The sequence below is a fragment of the Planococcus sp. TJ-302 genome, from assembly GCF_058268455.1.
The window spans coordinates 1,348,557-1,372,047 of record NZ_JBZDOI010000001.1 but is presented as its reverse complement, the minus strand read 5'-3'; the positions used below and the strand labels follow the sequence as shown (position 1 = coordinate 1,372,047).

The 23,491-nt window shown below is 45.9% G+C and carries 20 protein-coding genes; 14 read left to right on the top strand and 6 right to left on the bottom strand.

The annotated features are described in order from the left end of the window. Positions 1-48: 48 nt before the first annotated feature. Positions 49-963: an iron-hydroxamate ABC transporter substrate-binding protein gene (locus tag AC4EHB_RS06860; RefSeq protein WP_490981017.1), complete on the bottom strand. Its 915-nt coding sequence runs from the start codon at positions 961-963 to the stop codon at positions 49-51. A gap of 799 nt (positions 964-1,762) precedes the next feature. Here AC4EHB_RS06860 and AC4EHB_RS06855 point away from each other — a divergent pair. The 4 genes from AC4EHB_RS06855 (at position 1,763) to galU (ending at position 4,220) form a co-directional block, all read left to right on the top strand. Beyond that, a complete protein-coding gene (locus tag AC4EHB_RS06855) occupies positions 1,763-2,164 on the top strand; it encodes a hypothetical protein (RefSeq protein WP_490974825.1) in 402 nt (133 codons plus the stop codon). Positions 2,165-2,218: 54 nt separating this feature from the next. Further along, positions 2,219-2,581, top strand: coding sequence for a hypothetical protein (locus AC4EHB_RS06850; RefSeq protein ID WP_490974824.1), 363 nt, complete (start codon positions 2,219-2,221; stop codon positions 2,579-2,581). A gap of 170 nt (positions 2,582-2,751) precedes the next feature. Further along, on the top strand, positions 2,752-2,907 hold the full coding sequence (locus AC4EHB_RS06845) for a hypothetical protein (RefSeq protein ID WP_490974823.1): 156 nt from the start codon (positions 2,752-2,754) through the stop codon (positions 2,905-2,907). A 434-nt stretch (positions 2,908-3,341) separates the two neighbouring features. Continuing rightward, the gene (galU, locus tag AC4EHB_RS06840; RefSeq protein WP_490981016.1) at positions 3,342-4,220 is read left to right on the top strand and encodes a UTP--glucose-1-phosphate uridylyltransferase GalU; all 879 of its coding nucleotides are present in this window, start codon (positions 3,342-3,344) and stop codon (positions 4,218-4,220) included. Between the two features lie 305 nt (positions 4,221-4,525). Here galU and AC4EHB_RS06835 read toward each other — a convergent pair whose 3' ends face one another. Next, the gene (locus tag AC4EHB_RS06835) at positions 4,526-6,061 is read right to left on the bottom strand and encodes a glucosyltransferase domain-containing protein (protein ID WP_490981015.1); all 1,536 of its coding nucleotides are present in this window, start codon (positions 6,059-6,061) and stop codon (positions 4,526-4,528) included. A gap of 395 nt (positions 6,062-6,456) precedes the next feature. Between AC4EHB_RS06835 and AC4EHB_RS06830 the strand changes: the two genes are divergently transcribed. Then, the gene (locus AC4EHB_RS06830) at positions 6,457-7,425 is read left to right on the top strand and encodes a glycosyltransferase family 2 protein (RefSeq protein ID WP_490975632.1); all 969 of its coding nucleotides are present in this window, start codon (positions 6,457-6,459) and stop codon (positions 7,423-7,425) included. Positions 7,426-7,540: 115 nt separating this feature from the next. Here the strand turns inward: AC4EHB_RS06830 and AC4EHB_RS06825 are convergent, their stop codons facing one another. After that, a complete protein-coding gene (locus AC4EHB_RS06825; RefSeq protein ID WP_490981014.1) occupies positions 7,541-7,933 on the bottom strand; it encodes a GtrA family protein in 393 nt (130 codons plus the stop codon). A gap of 435 nt (positions 7,934-8,368) precedes the next feature. Here AC4EHB_RS06825 and AC4EHB_RS06820 point away from each other — a divergent pair, with 435 nt between their 5' ends. Further along, complete coding sequence (locus AC4EHB_RS06820; protein ID WP_490981013.1) at positions 8,369-9,274, top strand: AEC family transporter; 906 nt, start codon at positions 8,369-8,371, stop codon at positions 9,272-9,274. 56 nt (positions 9,275-9,330) lie between these two features. On the opposite strand, the gene AC4EHB_RS06815 is transcribed toward AC4EHB_RS06820, so the two are convergent. Continuing rightward, complete coding sequence (locus AC4EHB_RS06815; protein WP_490981012.1) at positions 9,331-10,155, bottom strand: aldo/keto reductase; 825 nt, start codon at positions 10,153-10,155, stop codon at positions 9,331-9,333. Between the two features lie 226 nt (positions 10,156-10,381). Here AC4EHB_RS06815 and AC4EHB_RS06810 point away from each other — a divergent pair, with 226 nt between their 5' ends. The 3 genes from AC4EHB_RS06810 (at position 10,382) to AC4EHB_RS06800 (ending at position 14,206) form a co-directional block, all read left to right on the top strand. Beyond that, entirely contained in the window at positions 10,382-11,377 is a 996-nt protein-coding gene (locus tag AC4EHB_RS06810) for a GNAT family N-acetyltransferase (protein ID WP_490981011.1), read from the top strand. A gap of 158 nt (positions 11,378-11,535) precedes the next feature. Continuing rightward, positions 11,536-12,513 (top strand): N(5)-(carboxyethyl)ornithine synthase, encoded by a 978-nt coding sequence (locus AC4EHB_RS06805; RefSeq protein ID WP_490975631.1) that lies wholly within the window; start codon positions 11,536-11,538, stop codon positions 12,511-12,513. A 163-nt stretch (positions 12,514-12,676) separates the two neighbouring features. After that, positions 12,677-14,206, top strand: coding sequence for a glycosyl hydrolase family 28-related protein (locus tag AC4EHB_RS06800; RefSeq protein ID WP_490981010.1), 1,530 nt, complete (start codon positions 12,677-12,679; stop codon positions 14,204-14,206). Between the two features lie 55 nt (positions 14,207-14,261). On the opposite strand, the gene AC4EHB_RS06795 is transcribed toward AC4EHB_RS06800, so the two are convergent. Beyond that, positions 14,262-14,666, bottom strand: coding sequence for a DUF2512 family protein (locus AC4EHB_RS06795; RefSeq protein ID WP_490974815.1), 405 nt, complete (start codon positions 14,664-14,666; stop codon positions 14,262-14,264). A gap of 226 nt (positions 14,667-14,892) precedes the next feature. Here AC4EHB_RS06795 and AC4EHB_RS06790 point away from each other — a divergent pair, with 226 nt between their 5' ends. The 3 genes from AC4EHB_RS06790 (at position 14,893) to AC4EHB_RS06780 (ending at position 19,307) form a co-directional block, all read left to right on the top strand. After that, complete coding sequence (locus tag AC4EHB_RS06790; protein ID WP_490981009.1) at positions 14,893-16,428, top strand: Na/Pi cotransporter family protein; 1,536 nt, start codon at positions 14,893-14,895, stop codon at positions 16,426-16,428. A 116-nt stretch (positions 16,429-16,544) separates the two neighbouring features. Continuing rightward, positions 16,545-17,735 (top strand): MalY/PatB family protein, encoded by a 1,191-nt coding sequence (locus tag AC4EHB_RS06785; RefSeq protein ID WP_490981008.1) that lies wholly within the window; start codon positions 16,545-16,547, stop codon positions 17,733-17,735. Between the two features lie 120 nt (positions 17,736-17,855). Beyond that, on the top strand, positions 17,856-19,307 hold the full coding sequence (locus tag AC4EHB_RS06780) for an amidase family protein (protein ID WP_490981007.1): 1,452 nt from the start codon (positions 17,856-17,858) through the stop codon (positions 19,305-19,307). Between the two features lie 47 nt (positions 19,308-19,354). On the opposite strand, the gene AC4EHB_RS06775 is transcribed toward AC4EHB_RS06780, so the two are convergent. Next, entirely contained in the window at positions 19,355-20,713 is a 1,359-nt protein-coding gene (locus tag AC4EHB_RS06775; RefSeq protein WP_490981006.1) for a hypothetical protein, read from the bottom strand. 435 nt (positions 20,714-21,148) lie between these two features. Here AC4EHB_RS06775 and AC4EHB_RS06770 point away from each other — a divergent pair, with 435 nt between their 5' ends. Together AC4EHB_RS06770 and AC4EHB_RS06765 are read left to right on the top strand one after the other, a co-directional pair. Continuing rightward, positions 21,149-22,207 carry an S-layer homology domain-containing protein gene (locus AC4EHB_RS06770; protein WP_490981005.1) on the top strand — a complete coding sequence of 353 codons (1,059 nt, stop codon included), beginning with the start codon at positions 21,149-21,151 and terminating at the stop codon, positions 22,205-22,207. Between the two features lie 164 nt (positions 22,208-22,371). Continuing rightward, a complete protein-coding gene (locus tag AC4EHB_RS06765; protein ID WP_490981004.1) occupies positions 22,372-23,475 on the top strand; it encodes a D-alanyl-D-alanine carboxypeptidase family protein in 1,104 nt (367 codons plus the stop codon). Positions 23,476-23,491: the final 16 nt, after the last annotated feature.

Below are 23,491 nucleotides of genomic sequence, written 5' to 3'. Positions count from 1 at the left end.
GATTCAAGCAACGGCTTTATGCGTCTAGGAAGTTAAAACGATATCAAATTATTTACCCAAAAACCCATCTTCAAAAATCGTCAGTAGGTGATCAAGCGTAATCGGATCGCTATAAGTGGATTCCAAAGTGTTGATTTCAATGACTTGATTGTTTTTGACGGCAGGAATGTTTTTCCAGACATCGGTTTCCATAAAGGAATTGTCCGCGTCCGGGTTTTTGCTCAAGACGACGTAATCTCCAGCAAATTCTGGCAGGACTTCTGTTGAGAAGGTGTAGACGCCGGCTTCAAGAGCGAGCTCTTTTACTTTTTCAGGCATGTTCAAGCCCATTGCTTGGTACAGAATTTCCGTACCGCGGGCGTAATTGTCGCCAAAGACGTAAAATTCCTTGTTGCCGCTTTCGATGACAGAAACCGTAGCTTCGTCGCCGATTTTCGTGCGGATCGCTTCGCCGGCAGTGGCAGCGCGTTCTTTAAAATCATCGACCCATTGCTGCGCTTCGGCTTCTTTGTTGAGGAGTTTACCGATTTCGACTTGCTGGGTGAGGTAATCGAGTTTGCCCCATGTGTAAACGACAGTGGGAGCGATTTCGCTTAGCTTGTCGATGTTCTTCATCTGGGAGCCGGTGATGATCAAATCGGGATCTAGCTCTATGATTTTCTCGAGGTTGTCTTCCGACACGACTTCAACTCCTTCGAGTTGTTCTTGGAAAAGAGGATTGGCATTGGTCCATTCGTCGATGCCGACGATGTTCGCGTCCAAAGCCAATGCGTTAGGGCCGTTCGTCAGCGAGATAACCCGTTGTGGATCTTTTGGAACTTCAACCGGACCAGTTTCTGACTCGTACGTGAAGGTTTCCGAATCTTTTTGGGCTGTGCTGCTTTCGGCTGCAGACTTATCGGTGCCGCAAGCGCCAAGGATCAGCACGGCCAATAATAGGAATGCTATGTATAGATTTTTCAAGATGATGTTCTCCTTTTCTCGGTAGGCTTTTATGGGTGGAGCGGTAGTAAGGGGGTGACAGTAATCAATAATGATAATCATTTTCAATTACTGTCTTTATTAGAGTACGGTTATTGAGAATGATTGTCAATGAGAAAGTGTGAAGGAATGAAGCCAACTCACCAAAGCGGCAAATGTGGGAATGAAGTGGAAGAGAAGTTCGGGTTTGATATGTATTTCTGATCGAAGTATTCTTTCACGCTGGCAGAAGGAGTGAAGATTTTTTGGATTGATGCTGCCATTTTTGGCACATCGATTGAAATTTCTTTTTAAAAACTATTATTTCAAAGTCTTTTTTGCGAAAAGAGTAAGGGCTAGACAGAAGAAGAAGATGCATGAATTTCCACATCTTCTTATCTTTTATCAAAACCAGTTTCATCGTGGTTAAAAGTATATAAGAAAAACAATAAAGATTTCTGAATTAAAAGAATATTCTATAACCCTTTACATATTTTAGCCTATACTATAGGTTTATGGTATTGGTAAACGAAAAAATGATAGTAAATTTTAGTGTGGAACAGAAGAAAATGAGTAGTTTTAGAAAGAATATTACAAAATTTATTTTTGAATAATCTGAATAATTGTTTTCGTTAGTTTATTTTCAGAAAACCAAGTGAATAGAATAGCTCCATTTGAGAAATTCAAATCGCATTTATTTCTATGGGGATAATTGGTTTTTAGAAATAATCATTATGAAAATCGCAGTTAATGGATTGGCACGCCAGCAAATTTGTTGGAGAGAGTGGAAGGGGTGTTTAAAGTGGTAGAAACAGGTTCACAGGCAGTAACTGCTGAGAAAACAATCAAATTTATGGGCACTGAAGTGGAAATGGATACAGAATTTTGGCAGCTCAAAAAGAAACGTATGATTAAATCTCAAAAAAGTCCTGGTATGTGTGTCAACTGGTCACTCGACTTAACAGTTTCTTTTAGATTGCTTCTTGATGTCCAAGAGTCTGTTAATGAGGCTGAAGTCTTTCTTCTTCCCGAAGAACTGCCGATTTTTACACGGGCACTTATCGAGCATCCTATTTTACTTCCCATCAGTTATTCGCAGCAACTTTCAATGGAGCGCGGAATGCATTGCATTCGATTAACATCTCAGGAACCTTTCAAAGATTTTGCTGAACGCCTTTCCGAAGCGCTCCATACACTCGGATAAAAGAAAGGAGCGGGATGTCACACGATAATTGGTGTTTAGAGGAGAGAAGCGAATATGGAACAGATGGAGCATTTGCCTCAAAAATCGGTTGGCTATTTTTTTCTTAGATCCAAAGATGTGCATGTTGAAAATGGAGTTGCTTTCATCACATTCTTTGCTCGCCTGACAAGAGAAACTTCCTTTAAAAAAGAGGGAGTGGAACAGACCCGGATTCAGCCCGTATGGGTGGGCATAGAAGAGGTTTTGATGGGGAACGCATCTGAAAAGGCTAAAGCCATGCCGAACTGCATGCAACGATATGAACTTACACCCAACGTCTTCTATACCGTATATCAGTTATCGAAAAATTGTCCTGCTGAGCTATTTTACATCACGCCCTATCACCTGAAATTCACACACAGGAAATTCATTACTTGAAATCGCATCTTTGATTAGACGAACAGCAGCAAGTGGAATCCATATTAAATCGTTTTTTATTAATCAAATCAGAATTTGAACTAATTGCGCTTTTACTCTGCATGGAAGCAGAAAAGAACGTCTGTATAAATAGAGTGTTGTAAGAAACAATTCTGAGGAGGATGAAACGGATGACTGCTATTATTAAAGAAGAAACAAGAATGGAAGAGCATACTAAAACATATTTGGAAATGTACCAGGAATTCCTGGAAGGCTATAAGCAATTCAAAATGGAAAAAGCGGTTGTATACACTACAACAGCGAAGGGCGAACGTATCGTGGATTGACACTGTGTCGGAGACGAGTCTGTTTGTAAGCTACAATACGCAAAAAAAAAAACCGCTGCCGGGAATCTTTGTGATTCCCGGCAGCGGTTTTCGCATGTACATGGGGAAAGTGGAGGAGTAATGAATGTACACAACGTAGGGAGCATCTCGGGGAAATACGAAAATTATATGGGACTGGAAAAGAGAATAAAGCTGGAATCAATTTTTATATCCATTGTGCTTTAATTATTTCTGGTATTTTCTTTCAAGAGAGCAGCAAGTGAATTGTGCCGTTCCCTGAGAGGAAAAATACGACTTTGATAAATTGTTTTATGATTTAGATGCTCTGTAATTTATAAGTATGCTATAATCATTTCAATTAATGTAAAAATATGTAGATTATTCATGGAGATAAAATCACATTAGATTTTCAAAATTTATAAGTAGGTGAAAAAATGCAAGTAAAGAAAGCAATCATTCCAGCTGCAGGTCTGGGAACACGATTCCTGCCAGCAACAAAAGCAATGCCGAAAGAAATGCTGCCAATCGTAGACAAACCAACCATCCAGTACATAGTGGAAGAAGCGATTGCTTCCGGCATTGAAGATATTATTATTGTGACGGGTAAAGGTAAACGAGCCATTGAAGACCATTTCGATCATGCATTTGAACTGGAAGAAGCATTACGTGAAAAAGGCAAGATGGATATGTTGGACTCCGTTTTGAAAACATCGAAAGTCGAAATTCATTACATTCGCCAAAAGCAGCCACTTGGTCTAGGACATGCCATTTGGTCCGCCCGCAAATTCATCGGTGACGAGCCATTTGCTGTTCTATTAGGCGATGATATTGTAGAGAATGAAGAGCCTTGTTTGGCACAATTGATGCATCAGTTTGACCAGACAGGCAATAGTGTCATTGGTGTTCAGCAGGTAGCACCTAAAGACACCAATCGGTATGGAATTATTGATCCTATTTCAGTCGAAGGCAAGTTAATTGAAGTCAAACGTTTTGTCGAAAAACCGGCCGCCGGAACAGCACCTTCAAACTATGCGATTATGGGTAGATATATCTTAACCCCAGAAATTTTTGATTTCTTAGGGGAGCATCACTTGGGTGCTGGTGGAGAAATCCAGCTTACTGACGCGATCCAGAAACTGAATGAGATCCAGTCAGTGTATGCATATGAATTCGAAGGAAGACGGTTTGATGTCGGTGAGAAGTTTGGATTTATCGAGACGACGATTGAATTTGCGTTAAAGCGCCCAGAGTTGAAAGAACAGTTGCTGGAGTTGTTTGAGAAGAAGCTGCAGGAATCTTATTCGAATAAATAGTAAGGCCTTGAGGACAACTAAATTTAGTTGTCCTTTTTTGCTAGTTGAAAAAAGCTTAGTAGTTGAATATAAAATGTTTTTTTGATTTATAGGAGTGGTTAAATGAAAATCATGGCGAAGATAACCAAGATGTGGAGTTCTTATGAAATGCGCCGCTCTCTGAAAAACGGAATTGAGCGAGCACTTTCTTATAGTTATTCTTGAAGTGAAAATAACAAAAAACTTTACTTAACAACTACATAAAACTGCCTTGCCTTAGTTAAGATAGCTAACAAGGACAAGGCAGTTTACATTGCTACAAAGCTTTATTCGCTTAGCTTAATAATGATAGTGTCTTCGATCAGCTGAACCGAACTGGCTGCTGGCCAAATATCCATCTCATTATATAAGTTGCTTAATTTGATTTTTTCAAGCTCTTCTTCAGTAGCTAAACCATATGAAATCCCGATATAATTTATCATCATTCTCTTGTAATGAGCCGGGTAAGCCAAGAACCTGTTTCCCAGCATGCCGGTCATGTCAGGGACATTTTCCGGAACTTCTGTGGTACCAACATTAGAGTCCATGGATATTCTGCCCAAAACGGCAATTTTCGATGCTTCATTAAACCCATCGGTTTGTTCGATCCTGTAAACTACACGATTCAAAAATGCAGAAGACTTTTCATACTTTAAATTCATATTAAAATATGAAATATTGGCAATCAAGGCGAAATTGAAAATAATAAGCGCCGAAATTAAAACTGTACTCCATGAAATGGCCGGAGAGATTAATTTTTGGCTTGTGTAATTGTCGTAAAAAATAACAGGAAGTAAGTAAAAGCTTATGAGCGTTAGAACCATGAGCATATGATAACTGACGTTAGAAGAAACGAAATATAAACTATAAGCTGCTAAAGGCAAACTAAGTAACAAAATGATCGCAATTAATATCATCGGTATGCGGCGGAAAAGTCTATTATTGAAAACAAACCAGATAAAGCCGATCACAATCAAGGCGAAAACCAAGACATTCAATACCTCAAATAGATTGACGGGCATTTCGGTAACATATCCACGAAAGAAGAATTCTTTGAAGGAATCATTGATCAGTGTCAAGCGTTCGGATAACGTGCTTGAAGTACTGCCGACTTCTTTCAACCCTTGGTAATCTGAAATTTCTCCAGCAAAGAAGTTTGTATATACATAAAATGTAATGCCGTATAATCCCATTCCAATTACCGTTAACGCGATAAATCGGAGAATGTAAACCATTAGTTTTTTAAATGTGACTTGATGGCAAAGGATTTCACTAATTAGAAATACCATGCCTAAAGTTAATAGAAAAGGCAGGTTGGCTTGATATACACCGACACTTAGATAAAAAAGCAACGCACCTGGCAGAAAACCGTATGTATACTTTTTGGTGATCAGTAACGCGAGAATGGTCAATAGCGATGCAACCATATATCCATCAGCTGTAAACATATAAGAAAAAGTTGATGTGACAGTAGGGAAGGTGACGAGCAGACCAGCAGTTAAAATAATAGAAATACTCTTTTTTAAGTTGAATAATTCTGTTAGGGCAACAGTAGCCAGTGCTAAGTATAAAATAGAAAGTGCTCCGTTCACCCATTGCAAATCAAAATATGAACTGATGCCACTAAATGGTGCCAGAAAGAAGCGGCCAAGACCAAATTTCATCTGTGGGCTGTAAATATTGAGTAATCCGTCATGATTTGGTAAAGCGTTCGTAAATATATACACATGCGTTAGGAAACCAATTACAATGGATGCAAAAAAAGCCACTTTCCATTGAGGTTTTATCATTTGGCCCCATTTAAGAATAAGTTGTTCTGGCATCATTTTCTCCTTTTTAAGTAGTAATTTCACTTTCTAAAAAATTGTAAATATCGGTGGATGAAAATTTTTTAATGTTCAAGCCGCTCATGTGTTCAGCATCTTCTTTAAAAAAATTAAACGAGATAAGCGAACGTTCATTTGAGGTAATTCGACGACAGAGCTGCGCATCGTTCAATATCAGGTTGCTTTAAGCGGTCTAATATTTTAACTCGAATTCTTGAAACAACATCAACATCCCTTATGTCTTTCCTTTTTAAAAACCTTTAAAATTATATCATAAAAAAATGTTGTATGGGATTTTTATTCCAATTTATGGAGCGATAGTATGAGTATTTTATCTTTATATGGTATTATAATTACATAAAATATAATATTTACAAAGTGGGTGAATCCAAATAAAGAAATTAATTACAATTCTTATTCCGGCATATAACGAAGAAGAAGTACTGAATCCGCTTCTGCATCGATTAAAAGCTGTCACGTCCAAGTTATCAAATTATCATTTTGAATTTTTATTTGTCAACGATGGAAGTTCCGATCGAACACTTGAAATGTTAAAAAAGTTGGCACTGACGCATTCGGAAATTTCCTATATCAATTTGTCGAGAAATTTTGGCAAGGAAGTCGCCATGTTGGCAGGGTTTGACCATGTCAATGGAGACGCAGTTATTATTATAGACGCAGATTTACAAGATCCTCCTGAACTTATCCCAAAAATGATCCGGTATTGGGAGAAAGGTTATGACGATGTTTTTGCGAAAAGAAATACAAGAGCGGGAGAGACCTGGTTTAAAAAATGGTCATCTAATTCCTATTACAAAATTCTAGAAAAAGTTTCTAATATCCCCATCCAAAATAATACGGGAGATTTCCGGTTATTAGACCGTAAATGTTTAGAGGCGTTGAAACAGATACGCGAATCTCAGCGTTATACGAAAGGCATGTTCAGTTGGATCGGTTTTAATAAAAAGGAATTATTATTTGATAGAGAACCGAGGGCGGCGGGTACTACTAAATGGAATTATCCTAAACTCTTTAACCTAGCCATTGATGGCATAACTTCCTCCACGGTAGCTCCGTTGCGGATTTCTTCATTTTTCGGAATTGTCATTTCTATTTGTGCACTGTTATTCATGCTCTTCATTTTTATCCGGACATTATTATTTGGAGGATCTGTTCCCGGCTATCCTTCATTAATGACAGTCATTTTGTTTTTGGGTGGAATTCAGTTGATATCGTTGGGTATAATCGGAGAATATTTAGGCAAGGTTTTTAATGAAACAAAAAAGCGGCCGGTTTATTTGGTTGATGAATATTATTCGCCGCTTGCTTTAAGAAAAAATGAAAAGCAACGGAATGGGTAATAAATGAAAAGAAGACCGGCTGAGTGAAATCTATGATTTCTCAGCCGGTCTTCTTTTTCAATTACATTCGATTTTTAGCAAAGATTAGTTGTAATCCATCTTTGACATCCGTTGTTCAAGTGCTATGTTCCGGTTTTAATATTTTTTTTGAAATAACAAAGGTAAACGGAATAGCGATCAGAGTGGCGATTAAAGGAGAAATCGTTTCATTTACCCCTAGTAACTCCACAAGCGCATAAATACTTAAAGTAGAAACAAAAATGTTTACCACATAAGTTAAAGGGAACTTTAGAAATTTCATTAAAGAAGGCCGCGATTTATAAGTGAAATACGCATTCAGAAAGAAAGAGCCTACCATGCTAATTAAAAAAGCTGAAATATGAGCTGCTAAATAGCTGATGGAAAAAACATAGAAAAAAAGAAGATATAGAATATAGTAATTGAGCGTGTTGAAGCCACCAACTAATGCAAAACGAAAAACTTCATTGCTTAAAAGTTTACTTACCATAGTATCTTGCTCCAGCCTCTAATAGAATTGTGATAAACACCTTCCTAATGGTGACTGATATCAATGGATTTTGCAAGGGGATAAAAACTTCTGTTTTATAATCTTTCTTGTCTTTTCTATAAACCTGGTATTATCCATCTGCACTTAAAAAGCGTTCTCTGATAGAGAAACGTTCCTTTTATTTATCATGAATAATGCGAATAAAAAGAGTCGTGAATTTTTTCAGCGATTGCCAAGATTTCAAAATGCGGCGGCCTGTGTCAGTCCCTATTGCTTCCGCTTCGTTCCTTTTTAAATACGGATTTTTACAACCTGGAATGTTCCAGCATTTAAAATATCCCTGAAATCTAGTATTCCTCACAACCTTTTTGTAGAATTGACGGATAAGGAAAGAGCGGTGACGCCTTCCTATAATAACAACGGATGTGAATGCAGTTGGTTCTTACTGAAATATTAAATGTGGTGTTGCCGGTATTCCTGTTGCTGGCTGTCGGTTTTATCGTTGGCAAAACGATGTCAATCAATTCGAAGTCGGTGTCGGATTTGTCGATTTACGTCTTCAGCCCCGCACTGTTCTTTTATTCGGTTTCGACTTCCGAGATGGATTTAGACGATTTTGGCCGGATCGTTGTTTTTTCGTTTACGCTGTTTATCATCTTCGCGTTGTTCGTATGGCTAGCGGGCAAGCTTTTCAAATGGGAAGGGGCTTATCAAAACACCTTGATGCTGGCGAGCGGATTTCCGAATGCGGGGAATTACGGACTGCCGATCATCCTCTTTGCATTTGGCGAAGCAGGGCTGGCAATTGGCATCATCTACCTTGTCATGCAATCCTTCTTGATGAATTCGGCAGGAGTGTTCTACGCATCAAACCACCGCCATGCGCCAAAAAAGGACATCTTCCTGACGGTCGTGCGGATGCCGGCGTTTATCGCTATTTTGCTTGCGCTGTTTTTGAAAATTACTGGAATCCCAGTGCCGGCTGCGATTGAAAGCGCGGCGGGCTTGCTTGGGCAGGCGTCAATCCCGGTGATGCTGACGCTTCTTGGCATTACATTGGCATCGGTCCAGCTGAAAAACGTCGCCACGTTTATCGGCACAGCGGTGCTGTTTAAGCTGATTGTGTTTCCTGCGCTTGCATTCGTGCTGGTGCAGCTTTTATATCCGGCAGACACGCTGGAAGCGAAAGTGTTGTTGGTCGCTGCTGCAACACCAACTGCGGCGACAACGACGCTATTGGCCATCAAATTCAATATGAATCCGGATTTGGTGTCGAGTGCAATGTTCATCAGCACATTAGCGAGCATTGTGACGATTCCGATATTGCTGCTGGTGCTGTAACCTCGGCAAGCTAAAAGAAAGCCCATTCCAATTGGAATGGGCTTTCTTTTATGTTACTAGCGTACGTTCATTTCGTTTGGATGTGCGCCTTTGCGGCGGTCTTTGTTCAATGCATGAATTTTTTCCATGTCGTCAGCCGACAGCTCGAAATCGAAGAGCTGGAAGTTTTCGGCAATGCGGGACGGCGTAACGGATTTCGGAATCGCAATGGTGCCGTTCTGCAAATGCCAACGCAGCACGACTTGTGCCGGTGACTTGCTGTGGGCATCGGCAATTTTCATCACAGTTGGGTCCTGCAGCACTTCGCCGCCTTGGTCAAGCGGGCTCCACGCTTCTACGAAAATATCGTGCTGTGCGCAAAATTCCTTCAGCTCAGTCTGTGCCAAGTAAGGATGGCATTCGACTTGGTTCAAGACAGGCGCAACGTCGCATTCTTCAAGCAAGCGCTCAAGGTGTTCGATTTCAAAATTGCAGACGCCGATCGCTTTGACTTTGCCGTCTTTATAAAGCTTTTCAAGCGCTTTATATGTATCGACGTATTGGCCGAAATCCGGCGTTGGCCAGTGGATCAAGTACAGATCAACATAGTCGAGTCCCAAACGTTCCAGGCTTTCCTCGAAAGCGCGCAATGTGCTGTCGTATCCTTGGTCGCTGTTCCACACTTTTGTGGTGATGAACAATTCTTCGCGCGGCACGGAAGATTCCTTCAATGCTTGCCCGACGCCTTGTTCATTTTTGTAAATCATCGCGGTATCAATCGAGCGGTAGCCGGCTTTCAACGCTTCTGTAACCGCATCGGCTGCTTCGTTGTCCGGCACTTGCCAAACCCCATAGCCAAGCTGTGGCATTTTTAATCCATTATTTAACGTTACAAATTCCATTCAGCAGATCCCCTTTTTCAAATAAGTTTACTTGTTCAGTAGATACCCTTCGAAGCAATGCCTTAACCCTTCGGTTTACGAATAAATTCAATGAAAGGAATTATTTTTCCAATTTAACTTCGATTTAACCTACGTTTTCTATTATGAAGTTAACAAACAAACAGGTCACGCAAAGTGATTCCAAAGCGCACGCTCTCTATTTCAACGATGAAAAGGGGTTATGGCAATGGACGATCTACAATTTGCCCAACGTTACGGGCAGCTAGTTGAATCAATAGGCGGCGGCGAAATCGCCGTCTATGAATTCCATAATGAAGTGGGTACGGTGCGCAGCATTTTCCTCAAGCGGGAGATTCCGATTGCCATCGATGCCCAAACTTATTTTGAAGCGGTGACGCCTTGCGCTTATGGCGGCCCCGTTATTTTAGCGTGCAAAGAAGGCCGACGCTGGGAACTCGCCGCTGCGTTTGAGCGGGCGTTCCGTAAGTATTGCCTGGAGCAAAACATCATCAGCGAACAGGTGTATTTCGATCCGGAACTCGGCAATGCGGCTGATTTTGCGGGCTGTTACGAAACGGAATTCATCGGCGAAACCGCGGCGATCGACCTCCGCGTCAAAAATCCGGTTTGCGACGAATTTTCGGAAGGCGGCAAAAAGATGCTGTTCAAAGCGCTTGAATACGGTGTGGATGCGCGTGTGACTGCTGGCCCGTCCAACGCGGCTCGGTTTGCCGAGCTGTATTTATCGCTTGCGGGCCAACAAAATCCGCGAGGCCGTAACTTGGACCGGTACCTGCTCACCAATTGCATCGAAAAGCTGGGGCCGCATCTTGTTGTCACAGAAGCGGTCTTTAAAGAACGCACCATTGCAATGTCCTTGAGTCTTTTTACCGGAGGTGTGCTGCAGCCGGAACTAACTGCGGCGCTGCCGAGCTTCTCCCATCTGTCGCCGGAGCACGTGCTGCAATACGGCCTCACGTGCTGGGGCAAACAACACGGCGCGTCATTTATCCACCTTGGAGGCATCACTCGCGATGATGCGGGCTTCGCTTTGAATGAGCAGTTCAGCCGCAACACGCGCTTTGAGTCTTGGGCCGGCCGGAAAATTTGGAACCAGGAAGCCTATGACAAACTTTTCGCCGCGGTAGAAGGTGTCCCTGGTTTTGAAGGAATGCCGCCGCTTGAATGGCTAACAGCGCCGCTTGGATTCTCTTTCACTTAAAGATAAGGAAGAACATCAATCCGCTGCCACAATAAATAATATCTAAATATGCCTGATTTTCACCGGTCATGGTATGATTTAGAGAGAGGCTGGTTCATGCAGCGGCGTAATTCGCCGTAGCTGCCGTCTGATCGGATTTAAGTTGAAGCGGAGGGTTTATTATTTACACATTAGGATTTGTCATCAGCCATAAAAACAACGAAAAGCGCCGGGCGATTTTGCCGAAGGATATGTCGGGCATCAAGTTCCCTGAACGCTTGTATTTTGAACAAGGCTACGGCGAAGCACTCGGCATAGCGGACGAAGAATACGCTGCACACGGCGTCCATATCGTATCGCGCGAACGCGCATTGGAATGCGAAGCGATCGTCGACGTGAAGCTCGGCGACGCCGATTACTTTGACCAAATCACTGAAGGCAAATTATTGATCGGCTGGGCGCACGCTGTTCAGGACATCCGTTTTACTGACGCAGTGCTTGCAGGCAAGCACACGGTTATCGCGTGGGAAGAAATGTTCGAAGGCGGGCGCTATATTTTCTACCGCAACCGTGAAGTAGCAGGCGAAGCAGCCATTCTGCAAGCTTACCAATATGCCGGCAAAATGCCGTACGAAACGAGAGTCGCGATTCTTGGCAACGGCCATACCGCCAAAGGGGCTATACGCATTCTCCACGGACTTGGCGCGGAAGTTGATGTGTTCGGGCGCAGGCTCGAATCGCTGTTCCGTGAGAAAATGACCGAATACGATGTTCTCGTAAACTGCGTTATGTGGGACACGAAGCGCACAGACCGCATCATCTACAAAGAAGACTTGAAGCGCTTGAAAAAAGGCGCCATGATTGTTGATGTCAGCTGCGATCCGGAACTGGAAATCGAAACGTCACGCCCGTCGACGATCGACAACCCGGTCTACACGGTCGATGGCATCATCCATTACACAGTCGACAACACGCCGGCAATGTTCCCGCACACCGTCACAAAAGTGCTGAGCGAAGGCTTTTGGAGCATGCTCGATGACTTGACGGAAGGCAATTGGTCCGACATGGTCAAAGAAGCAGTCGTCATCGAAAACGGCCGCATTATCGATCACCACATCACCGAGTTCAGAGAAGCACGCGGCTTGTTGGTGAAATGAATCAAAGTAAACTCCCGCACCGGAAATTGGTGCGGGAGTTTTTTGGATAGGATAGGATTGGATTCAAAGCGAGCTATCGCATGGAACAATGTTTTTTTTTATTGTATGTTTTCTGAAAAATAGATAGTCTTATTTTAAGCAAAATCTATTAGGGAGGAATTCCATGGCTTTCAGACCGAAACAACGCAAACTTTTTGGCAACCAACCCAGTCCGGGTAATTTGGATACGCGAAGTGATGTCAGCGCAGTCGACGCAGTTTATAATGTGAAGTCTTTTGGTGCTGGAGGAGACGGGGAAGCGGATGATTGGGGCGCGCTTCAAGATGCAATTGATTTTATCTACGGCAATCCAGGCGGCGGGACATTGTTTTTTCCGCCAGGCCTGTATCGGATCAGCCGGCCGCTTGAAGTGCCGGAAAGGGATTCGGAAAACACCGTTTCCTGGATCGGCCAAAGCCCGAAATCAACAGTGATTGCACCTTCTGCACCGATGCCTTATGTGGTTCGTATGCGGGGAAGCGATGGAATGATCGAAGGCATCAAATTCCGGGGGACGGACCCGATGAACGGTTACGCACAGCACGCCAAAGTCTGTATGCTCGCTACGGATATCCGGAACAAGGCGTTTTCGAATGCGGCGTTTGTCTGGGGAGCGGTCCATGGGCTTCAGATTACAGGGGAAGGCAATAACAATCTATGCGTGTTCGACCGGCTGTGTCAGTTTTCACAGAACGGAATTGTCATTAAAGGCACCGACGCAAGAGGTGAGGCAGATACGGTGACGTTTAAGGATTTCAATCCACAAATGAACGATGTCCACGTCGGCGCTTATTTAAAGATCGGCACCGGCAAAGGTTCGGTCTACCATGTCGATACAGTATGTTCAGGGAGCATTACGGTGTCTCCTGACTTGAAAACTCCTCTCCAGCAGGGAACGGATTATGCAATCCACATCGGCTGTGGCCTCCAAACCGACCGCGGCAGCGACAATAACGTCTACGGCATTTACGACTGCCATTTCGTCGGCAATGCCGGTGCCGGTCTCATGGTGCGCGGGCTGTACGGCCATCACATCCAAGGCGGCAATTTCGATGCGAATGGCATCACCGGCATCCATATCGGTTCCGGCATGATCAATACGACGCCTGCCTATTCCAATACAATCAACCATTCTTACTTCGAGTCAAATGGCTACGCGAATATAATTCTCGACTACCCGTCCGGTTTAACTATTCTTGAGCCGCTGCTTGCGGAACCGGTCGATGGGACAGCGGGTGATATCGACTCGATTACTTCATTGCGCGGCTATTACTTCGATTATGATACAACAAGCATCACTTATAATGGCCGGCACTACGGCTATGTTGCAGAAACGGATTGCGGCAAACCTTTTTCGATGGAAGAAACTTCCCAGGTGGCAATAAACCGTCCTGCCGGCGCAAAGAACCCGGCTGTCATTGGGCTGCCGCCTGCGCCGAAGCATCAATTCAAGGAAAAGCTCGAGATTTTTGTCGAAGACAGCGGCGGCCAGCCGGTGCAGTTGATGTGCGAATATGCTTCCGTCAATAAACAGCCGGGGAACTTGGGGGTATTGGTTCCCGGTGGAGTCGGGTATGTGATTTCAGCTTATTACAGCAAAAAGAGTTCTTCATGGATGGTGTCGCACACGATACCGATAGCTTATGAAAAATAAACCAAAAAAGTCCGATCCAGATTTTCTGGAACGGGCTTTTTAGCAGGCATGGGAGTCAGCGGCTCCGGACAGGAGTGTTGTACCCTGGCATGATGCTGCGGTCGACATATTTGTGGAAAAACCATTCACCGCCGGCAAGGATCAAAGCGGACAACAGCGCAGGCACCAGCAATTCTTCACTTGTGCTGCCAAGAATCCGGCCGATGAGCCAAATCAGCAAGAACGCGACGGTGAAATCAATGAAGGTCGCGATGGAATTGCGCGTTTTCTGGTCGGCTGGATTGCCAGCATGCAGGAAGATAAACAAGTCACCCATAACATAGGACAACGCTGTCAGCGCGAGGCTGATGAGCAGTGTGTCGACGACGGGCACATCAAAAATCCATGCCAGCACAATCAGCAGAACCGCCGTAATCATGACGAATTTTACAATAAAGCCTATCAGCAGTTTCATGTTCATAAACTGGCCTCCTTCGCAATATATTCTTAGTAGGAATTTACCCGTTCTGCAAGAAACTAAGCGGAACTAGAGCGTATAATGGCAACTACATCGCGCCGTGTTGCTCATGTTTTTATTATCATATCAATATTCTTCGTTAAAAAGAAAGAATTTTCAGTTAAAAGTTGTTTTTTTATCACCGGTTTGTTTTACACTAGGGGAGAGGGAACGGCGGGAGGTGAAAGCCATGGAGATGGCGGCTGCGCTTATCGGGGGCATCGGCTTGTTTGTGCTTGGCATGGGAATGATGACAGGGGCGTTGAAAGAGCTGGCGGGCGAGTTCATCAAAGCTTGGATGAATCGAATTGCCGGCGGGACCGGCCGCGCTATTTTTTCCGGCACTCTCATCACCGCCATTATCCAGTCGTCAACAGCAGTGACGCTTTTGACGATCGGCTTTGTCAGCGCGGGCTTGCTGCCGTTCCGGCAATCAATCGGCGTCATCATGGGGGCGAACATCGGCAGTACGAGCACCGGATGGCTGGTGTCGCTCATTGGCTTCAAAGTGGATCTGTTGTCGTGGGCACTGCCGATTGTCGGCATCGGCGTCTTGGCACAGACGGTCTTTAAAAAGCGTCCAGCAGCCTATGGTACAGTCGTTGCGGGATTCGGCCTGTTGTTTCTTGGCGTCGGGGTATTGCAGACGGGCATGGTGGATTTGCAGGCAACAGTGTCGTTCGAAGGCATGACGAACATCTTTTTACTGATCGCTGTCGGCACGTTGATGACGGTCATCATGCAGTCGTCATCGGTCGCAGTTGCGACGACCTTGACAGCCTTGTTTTCTGGTGTCATCGTCTTTGAACAAGCCGTCTATCTGGTCATTGGCCAGAACATCGGCACGACCTTGACGGCAGTATTGGCTGCAATCGGTGCAGGCACTGCAGCGAAACGGGCGGGGCTGACGCACGTGCTGTTCAATCTAGGGACGGCGGTTCTTGCGGTTTTGCTTTCCCCGTTATTGATTTGGACGACACGTGCGCTTAGCACAGCGCTTTTCGGCACATTTGACGCAGCGGTCGGCATCGCGATTTTCCATACGCTGTTCAATGTGCTGGGAGTCGCGGTTTTTGCAGCAGTGCTGCCGTGGTTTGTCCAGCTGCTTGAATGGCTGGTTCCGGACAAAGGCGATCCCTTGCTGCATCATTTGGATGCTCCAGTAGCTGGCATCCCGGAAGTCGCACTCGAAGCGGCGCAGCGCACCATCCAGCTGATTTTAGCGAAGCTGTTCGGACTCGCGCGCGGTGCACTCGCAGACGGCGATACCGATGCAGACCAGATTGCCCATCTGCACGATGCAGCGATGCAAGTTCGTACATTCCTGGCAAAAATCGAAACGATGTCGCCTGTTGTGTTCAACCGCCACGTGCAAATTCTGCACGCGCTCGACCACATCGACCGGCTGCTGCAGGTGCTCAGTGAACCTTCCGCTAATGGCGCGGACCGTCTCCACCCCGGGCTTGCCGAGCGCTGGCTGCCGTTGATGGAAGACGCTGAACAGCGCATTTTGAATGATAAAGCTATGCCGAAACTGATCAAAGAGCTCGGCGAAGCATCAGCGGCGATGGCGAGCCACCGCAAAGTCCGGCGCGATGAATACTTTGTGCGCGCAGCGAAATCCGGCGAAGAGTTGGATCTCGTGCTGAAAAAAGTCGAGGCGCTGTTGTGGTACGACGGCGTGCTCTATCATTTCTGGCGTGCGGTGGCGCGGCTGGGGGGATAACTCGATTTCTCGCTTCTGAATTAATTCCCCCAGCAGGCAAGCCGGAAATCGGGATTTAAGAAAGCATTTGCGTTACGATGGATGGAGAAGCCATTTAAAGGAAAGGGTGTTTATAAATGAACTATAATTTCGATGAGTTTGTTAATAGAAGAGGTACATATTCTTTGAAATGGGACGGAGCAGACATCATCAAGCAGTTCGGCATCACGGATCGCTACGATGAGGATACGATTCCGTTGTTCACGGCGGACATGGATTTGCCGGTGCCGCAGCCGCTCATCGACGCACTGCATAAAACGGTCGATCACCGGATTTTCGGCTATTCGGTATTCCCGGACGAATATTTCCAGGCAATCCAGCATTGGTTCAGCAAGCGCCACGATTGGAAGATCGAGAAAGAACAAATCATTTTCAGCCCAGGCACGGTTCACGCCCTGAATGTTGCGGTAAAAGCGTTCACCAATCCAGGCGACGGCGTCATCATTCAGCGCCCGGTTTATCCACCTTTCACTTCGGCGGTTGAAGGCAACGACCGAAAAGTGGTCAATAACGCATTGATTGCCGACGACAATAATTATTACACGGTGGATTTTGAAGATTTGGAAAACAAGGCGAAGGAAGAAGACACGACAATGTTCATCTTGTGTAACCCGCACAATCCGACTGGACGCGTGTTCACAGAAGATGAGCTAGTGAAGATGGCGGATATTTGCCGCCGCTACAATGTGGTCATTGTCGCGGATGAAATCCATGGGGATTTGGTGCGCAAAGAGCAGACATTCCTGCCGATGGCGAAGGTTGTCGAAGACAGCAGCCACATCATCACATTGACGGCTATCAACAAAACGTTCAATGTCGCCGGCCTGCATTGCACAAATGCCGTTATTACCGACGAACAGCTGCGCGTCAAGTTCAGTACCGAAATGGGCTTCCAACTGTCATCGCCATTCGCGATTGCTGCGTTGATTTCCGTTTACAATGACGGCGACGAATGGCTGGAGCAGCTGAAAGACTATATCGACGGTACAATGCAGTTCACGCAAAAGTTTTTGGCGGAGCATATGCCGAAAGTAAAAACCTTTATTCCAGAAGGTACTTACATCATGTGGCTCGATTTCAGTGGCTACGGCATTTCGGCTGAGGAAATCCACGACCGCATCTACAATAAAGCGAACGTTATCCTCGAAGACGGCACAATGTTTGGGGAAGAAGGCGAGCTGTATCAGCGCATATGCACTCCGTCACCTCGCCCATTGATCAAAGAGGCGTTGGAACGCATTGCGAAGGAATTTGAAGACTTGAAGTGATTGGTTGATCATACCTGCGAATAAAAAATGCTTCAGCAAAGGATATACATTTGCCTGAATGGGGTACACTTTTAAAGTGGACCCCATTCGGGTTTTTTGATAGCAAAAGGAGCTGACAATATGGAAAAAACGACATTTAATATAGAAGAAGCAACGATAGAAAGAATCCAGGAGGCATTTGCCGCAGAGCAATTGACATCAGTGGAGTTGGTCCAGTTGTATCTGGACCGCATCGAACAATTTGACAAGAATGGACCAAAAATCAACTCGGTGCTGACGGTGAATCCCGATGCGCTGAAAATCGCTGAAGAGTTGGACGCTATCCGCGGGCAGGCTGGACAAGGCCCATTATACGGCATCCCGGTGCTAGTGAAAGATAATATCGACACGACGGATGATATGCCGACCACCGCAGGGACCATCGCTCTGCAGGAGAATTACGCAATGGTGGACTCTTTTGTGGCAGCGCAATTGAGAGCGGCTGGTGCGATCATTTTAGGAAAAACCAATTTGAGCGAATGGGCGTATTTCATGGCGGAAAATGGCATAAGCGGTTATAGCGCGCTCGGCGGCCAAGTACAAAATCCATACGGCCGTGGAAAATTTGAAGCAGGACGTGTTGGAGGATCGAGTTCAGGCACTGGCGCAGCGATTGCGTCGAATCTGGCAGCTGCTGGCATCGGTACGGAAACGTCCGGCTCTATTCTCAGCCCGGCGAGTGCCAATTCGATCGTCGGCATTAAACCTACAGTCGGATTAATCAGCCGCACCGGGATCATCCCGATTGCGGAAAGCCAGGATACGGCTGGACCGATGGCGCGCACCGTTGCAGATGCAGCAGTCGTTCTGGGGATTCTTGCCGGCTTTGACAAAGAAGATCCGAAGACGCTTGAAAGTGATGGCAACGCATTGGCGGATTACACGCTGCATCTGCAAAAAGACGCGCTGCGCGGGGCGCGCATCGGTATTGACCGCACATTCCTGAGCGCTGCGGATTCGGAAGAGCGTAAGGTCATGGAAACAGCGATCGCCGACATGGAAGCGCAAGGGGCCATCATCGAAGACGTGTTGATGCCGCGTCCTGAATTCGAATCGGAAGTTTTGTGGTATGAGTTCAAGCGGGGAATCGACAATTACCTCAGCAAAACGCCGGATAAGGTGCCAGTGAAATCGCTTGCCGACGTCATCGAATTCAACAAGCAAGATCCTGAATCCCGGATGATGTTCGGGCAAGCGGAACTGGAAAAAGCGCATGGTTTGACTGATGACCCTACAGACGCCCGCTACATGGAACACCGGGAAACCGATGTGCGCCAGTCGACGGCAGAAGGCATCGACGCCGTCATGGCAGCGCATAATTTGGACGCTTTGCTGTTCGAGAACAACCACGGCGCAGCGATGCCAGCGAAAGCGGGCTACCCATCCATCACAGTGCCTGCAGGGTATACCGGAACAGGCATGCCAGTCGGTGTAACGTTCAGCGGCTTGGCGTGGAGCGAAGCGAAATTAATCAGCCTCGCGTATGCATATGAACAGGCGACGAAAAAGCGCATTGCGCCTGTGTTTGAATAAAAATCATCCCAGCAACAGCCGCTCTCAGAACGTGAGAGCGGCTGTTTTTATTGCCTCAAAAGATACAAAATGACGATGGCCGCATAGCAAATGATCCACAGCATCAATGCGAAACCGGCGTTGTGTTTCAAACTGATTTCAAAGGGACTCTGCCGGCTGAGTGCGGCAAGCAGCAGATTCAGTCCGGAAAACGGCGAGATGAGTGTTGTTGCCATCCAGCTCGCAAGCAGGCCGAGGCTCAAATAGAAATGGTCATCGGCAAACAGCGGCGAATCGCTTAACGTGATTGCCAAGATTGTGGCAGTGATCACAGGATGGAGCCCAAGGAGCGCTGGGATGACCATGAGCGCTAGCATCAAAGGAACCAAGAGTAGGACGCTTGTAATGTTCAAGGCATCGAGCAATGCCACGATCCACTCGTCAGCGCCGTTGTTGAGGAGCGCAGTGCCAAATGCACCAGCGATGATGAACAGCGACAATTCGTTGCCCATGCCAGGAACGCGCGCGTCGAAGAAGGTCTGATAATTGCGGATGAGCTGCTGCCGAGTCGAGAAAAACAGCGACCACACAAATGACATAACGATGGCGACGAGCGGGATGACCGTCAGCACCGACAAACCGGTCGCTTTTTCGCTGACCATGATAATGGCCGTGATCAAGCCCACTATCACAGCGAGTTCGGCAACTTTCTGCTTCGCTCGGTGCAATTTCAAAGGGTCAGGCAGCGGTGTGTTCCGCGGTATAGGTTCCGTAGATTTTCTCTCTAGCAGATAGCCGCAAAGCATGATGAATAAAGTCAGCCCGATGCCGACTGGAAAAAGCTGCGTCCACGTGACATCAAAATACGACAGGACAAGCCCGACCGAGATGAAATAAGGCGACCATAAGAAAGCCAGGACAAATCCGCGCACCATCGCCTTAATCCGCAGTATTGTGTACGGCTGGAATGTTGGCGTATCCGTCAGCTGGTAGAGGATCGGAATAGAGCCGATGTTCATGACGCCTCCGATGCTGCCGGCGGTCAAGGTCGAAAACAGATACAGGTGGTCTGTCTTTTTAATATAGTAGGAAAAAATGACTTCTATGTATGTCAGGTAATTGCCTTGCCGAATCGGAATCGCAAGCAGCGGCACGAAGATGAAAATGGCGAGGACGTTTGCATTCGTCTGCAAGCCGATGAAAAATGCGTACAGGCCATCTTTGCTGATGTCCATTGCGAGTGCCCCGACTGTCAGCATGAGGATCAGCACTTTTGGTACCCGTTTCAAATAAGGGAAAAAAGACAAGAGCGCAATCAATGCAAATAGGCTGACGAACGCAGAAGCATAAGGGAACGGAAAAAAGATGGACACCAAATACGTTCCGCCCATCAAAAGCGTGCTGAGTGGCCGCAAGATCGGTTTCATGTCAGGAACTCCTTCTGTGTTAGGTATCTTCAGTGTGCCAGAAAAAGTGGGAGTCGTCTTTTAAAAGGGCTTTTATTAGTGGAAAACATATTATTGGAGTCGGGAAAGAGGGAAGCTGGGTTAAAAAATTGAAAGGGTTAATGGATTTGGATAAGAATTTTTTTGGAATGTTTTCTAGAAGTGGCATGGGTGATTATAGAGCCTTGATCTGTGATTATCTCTATGAAACCTGTAATTTCAAGGATTCCCGATAAAGCAATATAATGAAAAAAACGCTGTCGGTAATTTTTGAGATCCCAATAGCGGTTTTTGCGTATCTATAAAGAATTGTTACAAATAAATTTTATAAACAGAATATTTAGTAATTTTTATAGATTTTATTAACTTTTTACTGGTAGAATGAAGTAAGAAAATTTTCTGTGGGGGAGTGAGGATTTGAAAAGACTATTGAGTCCATTTGTGATTGCCTTGTCGATGGTGCTGGTCCTTTCAAGCGCCGGTGCCGCCACGGATTTGCCCAGTACCCATTTGTATCATGATGAAATCGATTATTTGATGGATAGGAAAGTTATCATCGCCTACCCAGACGGCACGGTGCGGCCGGACGCGGAGGTAACTCGCGCAGAGGTGGCGGTGATGATTGGCCGTTTGAAAGGATTTGACGGTGACCGCAGCGCGACGCCTTTCACCGATGTGCCAACTGGCCATTACGCGAGCGGATATATCGTCCAAGCGGCGAAAGCAGGCTTGCTGAAAGGGTATCCCGATGGCACGTACCGGCCGAATGCACCCATCATCCGCGCCGATATGGCAGTGATCCTTGACCGGATGTTCAGCCTTGGCGTGCAGTTCGGCGGCTTTGCGGATGTGAAGGAAGACGCGTATTATTTCGAGGCTGTCAGCAAAATGCGGGTGGCGAATATCGATATAGGCCATCCAGACAACACATTCCGTCCGCTTGTCCATGTAACACGCGGCGAGTTCGCAGCATTCCTGGCGCGAGCGCTCGAACCGTGTTTTAAGAATCGGGCGGTGATTCCGCATTCCTACCAGAAAGACAAGACCAAAGCTTTCACTTACCTGCGTCCGGACGGTTCCCGTGAAATCCATCGCTTTATCGATGTGCCGGACAAAGGCGAACTGGAATACGGTTTTATGTGGACGGTCAGGGCAGGAGATGACGTCTACGAATACCAGGAGCTTGAAAGCTACACGATGTTTGCGTTCGGCTACCCATATTCGGAATACAACATCGCGCTCGTTTATCCGGTGAAGGTCGGGCAGAAAATCGTCAATTACCTCGGGGATGAAAAAATCACCAATACCATCACAGCTGTCAACAAAACCGTGAAGACGCGCTACAAGACCTTCACAAACGCGACGGAAGTGACGGCGCCGGATGGGCTGAGGTATTATATGGCGGAAGGCTACTCGACGATCAAGTCAATCGATGCGCAAGGCCAGGTCGTGTTTGAACTGATTGCAGTCGAATAAAAAAAATCCCCTTAACAGAATGCAATTTTGTTAAGGGGGTATTTGTTTTATTGGAAAACGATGGGTGATAAACTAATGAAATAACGCGGTTTGAATTTCTTTGATGAGGAAGTACATAAATGGTTTTAAGCTTTCAGGCACAGAACAGCAAAAGGAGTGGGAAGATGAAATGGACGAAATGGATGATCACAGCGGCATTAGCCTTTTCTGTAACGGCAGCTGTTCCTGCGGATGGATCGGGAAAACAAGGATTCGCATTGGCCGCAGCAGATAAGACACCACCCGCAGCCCCTTCGGTCAATAAAGTGACAGACCAATCAGCGGCAATTAAAGGGAAAGCGGAGTCCGGCGCGAGAGTCGTGGCATATGCAGGCAAGACGAAGCTGGGAGATGCCATTGCAGCAAAAGGCGTATATTCCATCAATATCACGAAGCAAAAAGCCGGTTCGCCACTAGCCGTCTACGCATTGGACGCCGCAAAGAACAAAAGTAAAATCAGCACGGCAAAAGTTGTGGCGAGCGCAGTCAAATATGAAACGACGGACATGTTGAATATGCGGACCGGGGCTTCTGTGAAATATGGCGTTTCGGCTGTAATTCCGAAAGGGAAAACGGTCCAGTACGTCAGCAAGAACGGCTCTTGGTTCAAAGTAGAATACGGCACGAAAACGGGCTGGGTCAATTCCTCGTATTTGAAAAAGCCGGGGGCATCGGATTATCCGGCGCCTTCAGTGAGAACACCGGGAACGTATAAAAGCGGCGTCTTGGTCGTCAACAAGAAATACGGCTTGCCGTCCACCTATAATCCGGGCATTAACGCCATAGCCCTGCGCAGCGCAAACGCCATGCTTGCTGATGCTAAAAAGCAAGGCATTTACTTGCAGGCAATCAGCGCATACCGTTCTTATTCCTACCAGGCGCAATTGTACGCCAATTATGTCTTAAAATACGGCCAGAACGAAGCTGACCGTTTTGCTGCGAAACAGGGATTCAGTGAACACCAAACGGGCTTGGCGTTCGATTTCGGCGGAAAGAACAATAATGCGAACTGGCTTGAAGAGACATTCGGCAATACGAAAGAAGGCAAATGGCTCGCAGCCAATGCGCATAAATACGGCTTTATCCTGCGTTATCCAAAAGGCAAGGAAAACATCACCGGCTATATGTACGAGCCGTGGCATTTCCGCTATATCGGCGATAATATCGCTGCTAAAGTGAAAGCAAGCGGGTTGACGCTCGAAGAATATTTAGGCGTTCAAGGGAAGTAGGAAATTCGGAGGCATG